The sequence below is a fragment of the Bacillus sp. BS98 genome (genome assembly GCF_008432245.1).
Lineage (GTDB): Bacteria > Bacillota > Bacilli > Bacillales > Bacillaceae_G > Bacillus_A > Bacillus_A toyonensis.
This window is the reverse complement of sequence record NZ_CP043830.1, coordinates 525104-537500: the sequence shown is the minus strand read 5'-3', so window position 1 is coordinate 537500 and position 12397 is coordinate 525104. Positions and strand designations below refer to the sequence as shown.

The window sequence follows — 12397 nt, the reverse complement described above, 5'->3', positions numbered from 1 at the left end:
CCAGTGTGGCCGATCACCCTCTCAGGTCGGCTACGCATCGTTGCCTTGGTGAGCCGTTACCTCACCAACTAGCTAATGCGACGCGGGTCCATCCATAAGTGACAGCCGAAGCCGCCTTTCAATTTCGAACCATGCAGTTCAAAATGTTATCCGGTATTAGCCCCGGTTTCCCGGAGTTATCCCAGTCTTATGGGCAGGTTACCCACGTGTTACTCACCCGTCCGCCGCTAACTTCTTGAGAGCAAGCTCTCAATCCATTCGCTCGACTTGCATGTATTAGGCACGCCGCCAGCGTTCATCCTGAGCCAGGATCAAACTCTCCAATAAAGTTAGTTTGTCTAGCATCTAAAAATAAAAATTGACGTTTCACGTTGTTTGTTTCGTTCAGTTTTCAAAGAACTACTTGGTCGCTCATTTGCGACTTCCTTATATTAACATCTTCGTTATTCGATGTCAACTAAGTTTTTCAATTTCTTTTTTGTCATTTTCTGCGTTTCCGCATCAGCGACGTTTATTAATATATCACGCAGTATATATAGGGTCAATACTTTTTATAAAAAAATTTCACATCCCGTTAAGGAGTTAAAAAACCTTTGATAACCCTTATTATTTCCGTTCGTTCTTCATTCCTCCTTATTTCATATCTTATCGCTTTAACATAATCTCTAGCGAATGAAAATTCTAAATTTTGTGTTATATTATTATTATAGGAGTGTGGTGAGAATGAGCATTAAATATTCAAACAAAATCAATAAGATTCGGACCTTTGCACTAAGTTTAGTATTTATCGGCCTCTTCATTGCATACTTAGGTGTCTTTTTCCGCGACAACATTATTATTATGACAACATTTATGATGGTTGGTTTTTTAGCTGTTATCGCTAGTACTGTCGTTTACTTTTGGATTGGTATGTTATCTACAAAGACTATACAAATCATTTGTCCAAGCTGCGATAAACCAACAAAAATGCTCGGTCGCGTCGACGCATGTATGCATTGCAATCAACCTTTAACACTTGATCGAAATCTAGAAGGAAAAGAATTTGATGAGAAATATAATAAGAAGAGCTATAAATTATAGGGATATAGGGTACAGTTCTATTTACAAAGCTAAAGAAGTTTCAACTCATTAAAAAGTCGATTTCTTAACCAAGAAATCGACTTTTTAATTTTTCCTTATTAAACTAAAGTTCCCGTTAGTTTAATAAGGAAAAAGGCTATTAGAAAAACGATGCCTTTCATATCGCTTACTGTCTTCTTCTAAAATTTATTATGTCTATTTTTTCGATATTACAGTAAACATCCCCGTCATGTTGGGTGAGTAATCTTTAAAATTATATTTTTCATAGAATGACGTTTTACCTTCTGATGCAAACAAACCAACAAACGCTTTATCCGGTGCAGTCTGATTTAAGTATTCAACTAAAGCACTCATTATTTTCTTTCCAATACCATTCTTTTGATAATCTGGATGAACCACTATATCTTGAATATAGAAATAGATAGCCCCATCACCAACAATTCTCCCCATACCCACAATTCGATTATTATCATTGACTGTGACGCAGTAAATAGAATTTTGAAGTGATGTTTCCACCACTTCAAAATTCATATAATTAGTCCACCCGACAGAGTCACATAAATACTTGTATTCTTCCAATGTTGGAATGTTATTTTTAATCTCATATGTTTTCAAAGCGCATCCCCCAAGATGTTATTTTCACTACATAAAATCTATTCGACGCAGTTTTATCTAACCCTCTTACTAACTTAACTTGCTCCCATGGCCTTTCCACTTAACACTGTAATTCCAAATAAACATAAGATACCTTTATATAATAAAAAAAGAGGCTGACGTAACCGTCAGCCTCTTTTTTTATTATATATTACGCCTTATGACACTCTGGACAAACGCCATAAATTTCTAAGCGATGACTATTAATAACGAAGCCTGTCGTTTTCGCAGCTTCCTCTTCAAGCTGTTCCAATCCTCCATAAGGAAAATCAACAATCTTACCACATTTTTCACAAATCACATGATAATGTTGACTTGTAACATAATCAAATCTACTTGAAGCGTCTCCATAAGTTAATTCCTTTACAAGTCCAACTTCTTTAAATACACGTAAGTTATTATAAACAGTTGCAACACTCATATTTGGAAACTTACCTTCTAATGCTTTATAAATGTCATCCGCTGTTGGGTGCGTCATAGATTCCACAAGGTACTCTAAAATAGCATGACGCTGTGGAGTAATGCGTACACCCGTATTTTTCAGCATTTCTAGCGCTTCTTTTAATTCTTCTTTGACCACCGTCATGCACCCCGATTCTATACGGATTATTATTTTATAATTCTTATAAAGAGTGTACTCCTTTTCTTATAAATCGTCAATATTTCTACTATAAGTATGTGGTTTATTTTTGTATATAGCCTTATTCTTATGTATCTTTCCCCAGTTTCTATACATTTACATAGAAAAAAGTGCGACATAATCGCACTTGGAATACTATCATCTGAGGAGGTATGCCCTACACTTCCACTTTATGTAAGACGATAAAATATGTATAGACACTTGCCTTACTTCTATATATTTTACCTCCACTATAGGTTTACTTTATATAAGAAAGAACGTCCTCGGTATGCCCTTTTACTTTTACCTTACGCCACTCTTTTACAAGTTCACCGTCTTTATTAATAAGAAATGTCGAGCGTTCGATTCCCATATACTCTTTCCCGAAGTTCTTTTTCAATTTCCAAACATCGTACAATTCTGCCACTTTATGATCTTCATCTACTAAAAGTGTAAATGGAAGTTCATGCTTCTCAATGAATTTCAAATGTCTATTCGCTGAGTCAGGGCTTACACCAAGGATAACCGTATCCTTCTCTTGAAATAATCCATATGCATCACGAAAATCGCATGCTTCTGTTGTACACCCTGGAGTCATATCTTTCGGATAAAAATATAGAACTACATTTTTCCCGCGAAAGTCAGCTAAGCGAACTTGTTCTCCGTTACTTCCTTCTAACGTGAATTCCGGTGCCATTTCTCCTACTGTAATCATTATTATCACTCCTTATTGTTTCTTTTACTATATCAAATGCGATCTTATTTTTCATTGTCTATTACAGACCTCATCACAAAAGCAAACGGTAATGTATATCCAATTAGTGCTTCTCCGATTGCAATCCATCTCCCTATTCCAATCGGAGCTATATCACCATATCCAACGGACAATAAAGTGACTGCACTAAAATATAAACAAATTTCAACAAGCTGAAAAGAATGAGCGGTCAACCTTTCACCATCTTCTTTCAAAACTGTAAAACCCATTTCCTCTAATACAACATAACTTAATCCAAATGCAATCAGTACTGTTGTATAAATTAAAAATAACGAGGCTAAATTATATAACGAAAAGAAACGTTTTGAATCTGAATACGAACTCCATAATAATTGGACACTTCTTAAAATAGCTACTGCTGCAGTTAATAGAATAAATCCCCATAACATGTCCTCCACCTCATTTTATATGTATGAGATGGGCGGCTGATTTATCCCTTTGAAACGAACAAGCTTCTATAATTAATTCCCCGCACCACGATATCGTTTTACCCCTTGATTCCAGAGAGTAATTGCAATAGTAAAGCAAATGACACCAACAATTGGCGTTGCAAATGCATAGCTATTCCACTCTGTTTTTCTTAAGAAGTACGCCGCTGGGTATACTCCAACAAATGCAAATGGTAAAACAAACGTTAAAATGAAACGAATTACACGGTTATAAATATTAACAGGATAGCGGCCGTAATTACCTATGTTATACATAAGCGGCATAATGGAACTTTTCGCATCCGACCAAAAACCAAGGCTCGCAAGCGTAACAAATATCCCGCCGTACACAAGCGCTCCTCCTCCTACCATCAGTAAGAATAGGAAGAAATCATACCAGTAAAAGGATAAATTTAGTTCTACTGCTGCGTATCCCATTACAATAATTCCTGTAACCGCTCCAATTAAAGATTCAAGTTCCATTCTTTCTAATATAATTTGAAATAAGCTATGAATTGGTCTCGTCAATACACGATCCATTTCACCTTTAATAATGTAACGATCATTAAAGTCCCATATGTTAAAGAATGCTGAAAAAATGGCAAACGGTACTAAAAAGAAACCATAAATAAAGATGACTTCTTCTCGGCTCCATCCTTTTAATGCTTGTGTATGCCCAAATACTACGAGAATAAAGATTAAATTAACCGCTTGTAGTGATAAATCCGAAAGTAATCCGACGATAAAATCGCCTCGATACTCTAATTTAGTTTTTATATATTGGCTTGCGTATTGCAAAAATAATTTTATATATAGCATCCTATCATCCCCCTTGTACAATTAGACGTTTTCTCGCCGTTTTCCACATGAGTACAATTGGAATAATAAGTATAATTGCCCAAATTACTTGAAATAACAAAGCTTCATATAACTCACTTCCCTGTATACCTTCAGAGAAAATCATACTCGGAATATAACTAATTGCTTGAAACGGTAAAAACACCATTGCTTTTTGGGCCCATAATGGATAAAAACTAATCGGTAATAATAAACCAGAAAATAAATCAATCACAACACGTTTTGCATACATAATTCCACTATTATTAAATAAGAAGAATGTAAGCATTCCCGTCATTAAGTTTATTTGTGTATTAATGATAAAGCTAAATATTAACGATAAGAAGAAATATAACCACGTTTGAAAATTCGTTGTAATTTGTAATGAAAATAACAAAGTAACGATGACCATACCTGGGATTGAAAAGAACGCAAAACGAAATATCCCTTCGCCAAGACCTTGCATAACTTTCATTCCTAAATAGTTATATGGACGAATTAGTTCTACCGCCACACGCCCTTCTTGAATCTCCATCGCAATTTCTCTATCGATATTATTGAAATAAAAAGCACGTGCCATCCATGCGATCGCAATATACGTAGTCATTTGCGAAATAGATAAACTTTCAATATTCTCTTTCCCGCTATAAATCGCTTGCCATAAAAAATAATACGCACCGATATTAATCGTATAAATTAAAATCCCGCTGTAATAATTTGTACGATAAGCAAGCATCATTAAAAAGCGAATGCGAATCATTTCAATATACTTACCCATGCTTAATACCTTCTTCATAAATGTTACGAATTATTTCCTCTGTAGACACTTCGTTAATTTTTAAATCTTTAATTTGAAAAGCTTGTACTACTTTAGAAATAAGCATTGAAATAATAATTTCTTCGTTCGGTATTTTTGCAACCCACGCATTTTCCTCTTTCGCTTTTGACCAAACGACTTGACTATCTGGCATAACCATCGATAACATCTGATAAGAAACTGGAGCGACAAATTGAAAATGGATTTCCTTCTCTGCTCCCCACTGTGTGCGAAGGTTATTTAAAGAACCGTCATACATAATATTTCCTTCATCCAGCATGATAACGCGCTCACATAAAGCTTCAATGTCAGTAATATCATGTGTTGTTAATAAAATTGTTGTTTTATAACGTTCATTCATCTCTTTTAAGAATTCACGTATTTTCAATTTCACAAGAACATCTAGCCCTATTGTTGGCTCATCTAAAAATAGTAACGGTGGATTATGAATTAATGCTGCCGCTAATTCACAGCGCATCCTTTGGCCAAGAGATAACTTTCGGACAGGCTTATCTAATAAAGGACCAATATCTAACGTTTCGATTACGTGCTCCATATGTTCCTTATACTGAGTGTCTGAAACACCGTACACTTTCTTCAATAAACGAAACGATTCTTGTACCGCAATATCCCACCAAAGCTGAGAGCGCTGACCAAAAACAACACCAATTGTTCTCACAAATTCTTCTCTTTGTTTATGTGGATTCATTCCGTTCACCGTGATTTGCCCTGAAGTCGGAGTCAAAATCCCTGTAAGCATTTTAATCGTCGTTGATTTACCAGCACCATTCTCACCAATATAACCAACCATTTCACCTTGCTTCACAGTAAAAGACACATCATTTACTGCTGGTACTATTTTATAATTACGATTTAATAAATCGCGAAATGCACCCTTTAATCCCGGACGACTTGAATAGGCTGTAAACTCTTTACGTAACCCTTGTACCTCAATTACCGATTTCATAATCGGACCCCCTTCCTAAATGTCACAACGAATAGTTTACCCAACTGCTCCTTCTATCACAAACAATACGTCTTTTCTAAAAACATGTTAGAATAATACATAGATTTTTGTAAGGAGATGAATTGTAGTGAATTTCACGAAATCAGAAGCATTACATAAAGAAGCTTTAGAACATATCGTTGGTGGTGTTAATAGTCCTTCTCGTTCTTTCAAAGCAGTTGGAGGCGGTTCTCCCGTTGCAATGGAACGTGGAAAAGGTGCTTATTTCTGGGATGTAGATGGAAATAAATATATCGATTATTTAGCAGCATACGGTCCTATTATTACTGGACATGCTCACCCCCATATAACAAAAGCAATTACAACAGCTGCTGAAAATGGTGTACTATACGGAACGCCAACAGCACTAGAAGTAAAATTTGCAAAAATGTTAAAAGAGGCAATGCCTGCATTAGATAAAGTCCGCTTCGTAAACTCTGGTACAGAATCCGTTATGACAACCATTCGTGTTGCCCGCGCTTACACTGGTCGCACAAAAATTATGAAATTTGCTGGTTGTTACCACGGTCATTCCGATTTAGTACTTGTAGCAGCTGGTTCTGGCCCTTCTACTCTTGGAACTCCTGATTCAGCTGGTGTGCCACAAAGTATTGCACAAGAGGTTATTACCGTTCCCTTTAATAATGTAGAAACTTTAAAAGAAGCGTTAGATAAATGGGGACATGAAGTAGCAGCTATCCTTGTAGAGCCAATCGTTGGAAACTTCGGTATTGTAGAGCCTAAACCTGGATTCCTTGAGAAAGTAAATGAGCTTGTCCATGAAGCTGGTGCATTAGTAATTTATGATGAAGTTATTACTGCTTTCCGCTTTATGTACGGTGGTGCTCAAGACTTACTTGGCGTAACACCAGACTTAACTGCACTTGGTAAAGTTATCGGCGGCGGACTTCCAATTGGCGCTTACGGTGGTAAGAAAGAAATTATGGAACAAGTTGCCCCGCTTGGACCTGCATATCAAGCTGGTACAATGGCAGGAAATCCTGCTTCTATGGCATCTGGTATCGCTTGTCTAGAAGTTCTTCAACAAGAAGGCGTATACGAGAAATTAGATGAACTTGGCGCAATGCTTGAAAAAGGAATTTTAGAGCAAGCTACAAAACATAATATCGATATTACAGTAAACCGCCTAAAGGGTGCATTAACTGTATACTTCACGACAAATACAATTGAAGATTACGATGCAGCCAAAAATACAGATGGTGAAATGTTCGGTAGATTCTTCAAACTTATGCTCCAAGAAGGTATTAATTTAGCACCATCTAAATATGAAGCATGGTTCTTAACGACAGAACATACACAAGAAGATATCGAATATACAATCGAAGCTGTTGGAAGAGCATTTGCTGCTTTAGCAGACAATAAATAATACTGTCATTACAAGGAAAAAAGAAAGGTTACCTTTCTTTTTTCCTTTTTTCTATTTCATAAATCCCGCATTAATAGTATAATTATTCATAATTATCTGTTTTATATTCTTTTAGATCGTTATTATCTCTGTGTACAAGGTGATTTATACCTTAAATAGTAAGATTATTCAATCTTTTAAAAGAGGGGGGATTGACGGATGCTCAATAAAAAAAATACATGGACACCGTCTTTATTTCGAGATTATAAAAATGCAGAACATGATGCGTGTGGAATCGTTTCCGTTATGGAAAAAAGAAAAATTCCTACAAAAGAAAATATCGACCTTTGTATACAATCACTAATCAAAATGAACCATAGAGCTGGTTTCATCAATGGCGAAGGCGATGGTATTGGAATCCATATTGATGTACCAAAAGTACTTTGGAACGAAAAATTGAAAAGTAGCGGATATAATCCAACGATTGTGGATCATCCCCACTTTATCGTTGGACATTTTTTTCTAAACAAAAAAGAAAATATTGTTGACTTAAAAAATTACATTCGTACGCAATTAAACAATGAAAACTTTACTATTATTTTCGAAAGTGATGATGTAATAAATTCCGATGCACTCGGTCCACTTGGTAAACAGGAAGAACCTTTATTTTGGCAAGTTGCCCTTATCTCTGAAAATGAAGTTAAAAGTATTGAGCAAACATTATTTGCTGTAACGATAAAAATAGAGGAAAACGAAGCGATTCACGTTGCTTCATTAAGTCGTGATCATGTTGTATATAAAGTTCTAGGTGCTGGAGATACACTTGTTGCCTATTACAACGATTTACAACACCCACTTATCGCTTCAACTATGACATTAGGACATAATCGCTATTCTACTAATACATTATCTAATTTTTTTCGTGTACAACCATTTAGCATTCTCGGACATAATGGTGAAATTAATACAATTGCCAAATTACGTGATCAAGCCGAAATGATTCATGTACCACTAACGGCAGGGGGAAGTGACTCCCAAGATTTAAACCGCACCTTAGAGACTCTTCTTGTTCAATATAACTACAGCTTATTTGAAGCGATGGATATACTATTCCCACCAATTATTAATGAAATAAAACTATACGAAACAAACTTACAAAACTTATACACTTATATAAGAGAAGCTTGGGGACATTTCGCACAAGGACCAGCTGGCATTATTTCACGCTATAAAGATGAAGCTGTATTCAGCGTCGATTCCCTTGGCCTACGACCAGTATGGAAAGTAGAAACAGAAAGCTCTTATATTTTCTCTTCTGAACCTGGAGTTGTATCACCAACCGAATATGTAGAAGAACCGAAACCACTCGCTCCTGGAGAAAAGGTCGGATTAAAATGGAATGAACAAGATGAACTTGTTCTTTATGAATACGACAAATACCAAATTGAAGTATATAATCGTTTCCAAAAACGAATCGATGTTAACAATTATCATTTAAACTTATCTATCCCTGAAGCGAAAGAAATCCAAGGATTATGTGATTCTGTTCAAGTTGAAACGAAACAGTACGTTTCTTTCGGGTGGGATCGAGAGCATATTCAGCTCCTTGAACAGATGGCAACAAAAGGAGTTGAGCCAATTCGGTCACTTGGTCATGACTCGCCACTTGCTGCACTCGATACGGATAGACGAAATATTGCTGACTTTATTAAGGAAAGTGTAGCCGTTGTTACAAATCCAGCAATCGATCGCGATCGAGAGGTCGAACACTTCTCCACACGGACGATACTTGGAGAGCGTCCAAGTTTATTAAGCGGCGCTAAACAGCCATTTGTAGTTGAGATGCTTTCACCAATTATTTTAGAAGGAAGTGTTGCACAATCTATCGCAGAGGAATTGCACACAATTACATACGAACAACTTATACAGTTGTTCGTTACACATAGTTCTATCGCTACAATTTCTGCCACCTTCAGTCCGTTAGAAACTTTACAATGCGCATTAAATCGAATTAGTTCCGAAGCGATAGCTGCCGTTAACAATGGTGCTTCCCTACTATTATTAGATGACGCAAAAGCTCATCTAAATGAACAGTTATGGATGGATCCACATTTAGTTACCGCTAAAGTACATCAAGTATTAAGTGAAAATAAATTACGCAGAAACTGTTCTCTCGTTATACGTTCTGGTGCCCTTCGTTCCTTACACGATATCGTCACACTATATGGATTAGGAGCAGACAGTATTAATCCATATTTATTGTTCGCGACCGTAAATGATGGATCAAAAACACCAATTATGAATCTGTATAATGCACTTAATAAAGGACTAGAGAAAGTCATTTCAACAATTGGAATTCATGAGTTACGTGGTTACGGCCGCCTCTATTCCTCTATCGGATTACATGAGGAAATCGCAAATATATTACAAATTACGAATTTCTTCGGTTCAAATGATTTAGCTTTTTCACTTGAATCGCTTGCTAAAGATGCGAAATCGCGGGCAAATGATTATAACAACCCTAAAATTAGAATGCGAAAATCATTTCATATATTCCCACGGATTTGGAAAGCAATTGGTGATGTTGCAAAAGGAAATTCTTATGATGATTACCGCGAAAAGTTAAGTGAATTAGAAGACAATAATCCGATTGCAATCAGACACCTTGTTCAAACGAAACAAACAAAGCATGTCGTTCCGGCTGAAGAAGTGTCTATTAGCATTCAAAATCATGATTTACCGTTTATTATTAGTTCCATGTCATTCGGTTCTCAAAATGAAATTGCCTTTCGTGCATATGCAGAAGCTGCCGATCAGCTAAATATGATTAGTTTGAACGGTGAAGGCGGCGAAATTAAAGATATGATTGGCAAATACCCAAATACACGTGGACAACAAGTTGCATCTGGCCGATTTGGAGTAAACGCTGAACTACTAAATTCATCAAATTTAATTGAAATAAAAATCGGTCAAGGCGCAAAACCTGGCGAAGGCGGACATTTACCAGGTTCTAAAGTAACCGCAAAAATTGCTGAGGCACGTAACGCTACAATTGGATCAGATTTAATTTCGCCTTCTAACAACCATGATATTTATTCGATTGAAGATTTAGCTCAAATGATTACAGAAATTAAAACGGCTAATCAACTTGCAAAAGTAGCCGTAAAAGTCCCTGTCGTTCCTAACATTGGAACAATTGCTGTCGGTATCGCTAAAGCTGGCGCTGATTTTATTAACATTAGCGGATTTGACGGCGGAACAGGGGCTGCACGTATTCATGCATTACAACATGTAGGTCTTCCAGTAGAAATCGGTGTTAAAGCTGCTCACAACGCTCTACTAGAAGCAGGTATGAGACATAAAGTAGAAATTTGGGCAGATGGTGGTATTCGAAGTGTAAATGATGCCTTAAAAATCATGCTTCTTGGAGCAAACCGTATTGGGTTTGGTACATTATCAATGATTGCCATCGGCTGTACAACTTGCCGTGGTTGTCATCTAGATACTTGCCACGTTGGAATTGCAACACAAATTGAATCTGAAGCACAAGCGAAAGAACATGGATTACGCCGCTTCGTCCCGCGCGAATTAGAAAGCGCAGTTGCTGGCCTATTAAATTTATTCACCACTTTCGGTTTAGAATTAAAACGGTTAACAGGGCAACTCGGTTATACAAATTTACAAGAAATTGTCGGGCGTTCCGATTTATTAGAACAAGTTCGAAGTCAAGATTTGTTAGAGTTATGTAATTTACTACAAACGATAGAAAATTCAACTGTTACAACAAGAGTATCTGTGGAAGAAAAACAATTTGAAACAGTGCATTCTCCTCACTCAAAAGAATTAGTAGGAGTTGGCGTAGAGCAACGAGTCATGGGCGGTTTAGAATCTTGTTATCGCGTTCGTAGTAAATTATATGAAGATACAAAGCTTGAACCACTTACATTAAAGTATACAAATGGCTCTGTTCCTGGAAATGGATTAGGCGCTTACAATAGTGAAAACTTATTTATACACGTAAATGGCGGCGCACAAGATGGCATTGGCAAAACTTCATTTGGCGGTGGCATTTATATAACGAAAGCAAAAGGTAAAAATGGAACATATTATAATGGGTCTGTCGGAAAAGGATTTGGATATGGTGCACAAAAAGGTGCATTATACGTGCAAGGTAACGCCGACGCTCGTGCTGGTATTCGCCTTTCTGGAGCAGACATGATAATTGGAGGGAGAATGACAAAACCACTCCGTGAAAAAGAGCAAGGAAATATAGGATCATACTCGAATATTAAAGGTTTCGCTTTTGAATATATGACAAATGGGCGGGCTCTTGTTTTAGGAGATCCTGGTCCATGGATCTGTGCTGGTATGACTGGTGGTGTTGTTTATTTACGTCATGATTCAAACTTAGGTTTAACAGAAAAAGCCTTAAAAAGAAGAATCGCAAAAGGTGCAAATGTTACATTACAATCAATTAGTAAAAATGGTGTGCAAGATGTAACTGAACTATTGCTAGATTATATTCGTGTATTAAATGAGCATGAGCAATATGAGGAAGTTGCTTTGTTAACCCCGTTACTAGATGATATGCAGCAGCAATTTTTTGAAATTATCCCGAAAAAGGAGCAGGCTGATCCATCTATCTCAACTGAGTGATATATACCATTTTTATTTTCAATAAAAAATTGACGAAGTATACTTCTCATAGTAATCTATAGTAACAATTTGAAACCTGCTGAAATTCAGCAGGTTTTTTTACTAAAAATTAATGTTTAAAAAGAATTAGGAAAAAATTATAAAGTGAAACTTTAATCA

The 12397-nt window shown here is 36.4% G+C and carries 10 protein-coding genes and 1 rRNA gene (1 of these 11 only partly in view); 3 read left to right on the top strand and 8 right to left on the bottom strand.

Features of this window, described 5'->3' with window-relative positions:
* A 16S ribosomal RNA gene (locus F0362_RS02770) occupies window positions 1–327 on the bottom strand; it reaches 1225 nt to the left of the window's first position.
* Between the two features lie 396 nt (window positions 328–723).
* Between F0362_RS02770 and F0362_RS02765 the strand changes: the two genes are divergently transcribed.
* Window positions 724–1080, top strand: a complete 357-nt coding sequence (locus F0362_RS02765; RefSeq protein ID WP_000025051.1) for a YgzB family protein — start codon at window positions 724–726, stop codon at window positions 1078–1080.
* A 195-nt stretch (window positions 1081–1275) separates the two neighbouring features.
* Here F0362_RS02765 and F0362_RS02760 read toward each other — a convergent pair whose 3' ends face one another.
* The 7 genes from F0362_RS02760 to F0362_RS02730 form a co-directional block, all read right to left on the bottom strand.
* Entirely contained in the window at window positions 1276–1695 is a 420-nt protein-coding gene (locus tag F0362_RS02760; RefSeq protein ID WP_000860626.1) for a GNAT family N-acetyltransferase, read from the bottom strand.
* A gap of 190 nt (window positions 1696–1885) precedes the next feature.
* Window positions 1886–2314, bottom strand: coding sequence for a peroxide-responsive transcriptional repressor PerR (gene perR, locus F0362_RS02755; protein ID WP_000237831.1), 429 nt, complete (start codon window positions 2312–2314; stop codon window positions 1886–1888).
* Window positions 2315–2612: 298 nt separating this feature from the next.
* Complete coding sequence (gene bcp, locus F0362_RS02750) at window positions 2613–3068, bottom strand: thioredoxin-dependent thiol peroxidase (RefSeq protein ID WP_000633719.1); 456 nt, start codon at window positions 3066–3068, stop codon at window positions 2613–2615.
* Window positions 3069–3112: 44 nt separating this feature from the next.
* The gene (locus F0362_RS02745) at window positions 3113–3517 is read right to left on the bottom strand and encodes a potassium channel family protein (protein ID WP_000964361.1); all 405 of its coding nucleotides are present in this window, start codon (window positions 3515–3517) and stop codon (window positions 3113–3115) included.
* Window positions 3518–3589: 72 nt separating this feature from the next.
* Window positions 3590–4375 (bottom strand): ABC transporter permease, encoded by a 786-nt coding sequence (locus F0362_RS02740; protein ID WP_000965746.1) that lies wholly within the window; start codon window positions 4373–4375, stop codon window positions 3590–3592.
* A gap of 4 nt (window positions 4376–4379) precedes the next feature.
* A complete protein-coding gene (locus tag F0362_RS02735; protein WP_000521521.1) occupies window positions 4380–5171 on the bottom strand; it encodes an ABC transporter permease in 792 nt (263 codons plus the stop codon).
* Complete coding sequence (locus tag F0362_RS02730; RefSeq protein ID WP_000843664.1) at window positions 5164–6177, bottom strand: ABC transporter ATP-binding protein; 1014 nt, start codon at window positions 6175–6177, stop codon at window positions 5164–5166. The genes F0362_RS02735 and F0362_RS02730 overlap by 8 nt, the downstream gene beginning before the upstream one ends.
* Before the next feature lie 127 nt (window positions 6178–6304).
* Between F0362_RS02730 and hemL the strand changes: the two genes are divergently transcribed.
* On the top strand, window positions 6305–7603 hold the full coding sequence (hemL, locus tag F0362_RS02725) for a glutamate-1-semialdehyde-2,1-aminomutase (protein WP_001011872.1): 1299 nt from the start codon (window positions 6305–6307) through the stop codon (window positions 7601–7603).
* Window positions 7604–7801: 198 nt separating this feature from the next.
* Window positions 7802–12238 carry a glutamate synthase-related protein gene (locus tag F0362_RS02720; protein WP_149889634.1) on the top strand — a complete coding sequence of 1479 codons (4437 nt, stop codon included), beginning with the start codon at window positions 7802–7804 and terminating at the stop codon, window positions 12236–12238.
* Window positions 12239–12397 lie beyond the last annotated feature (159 nt).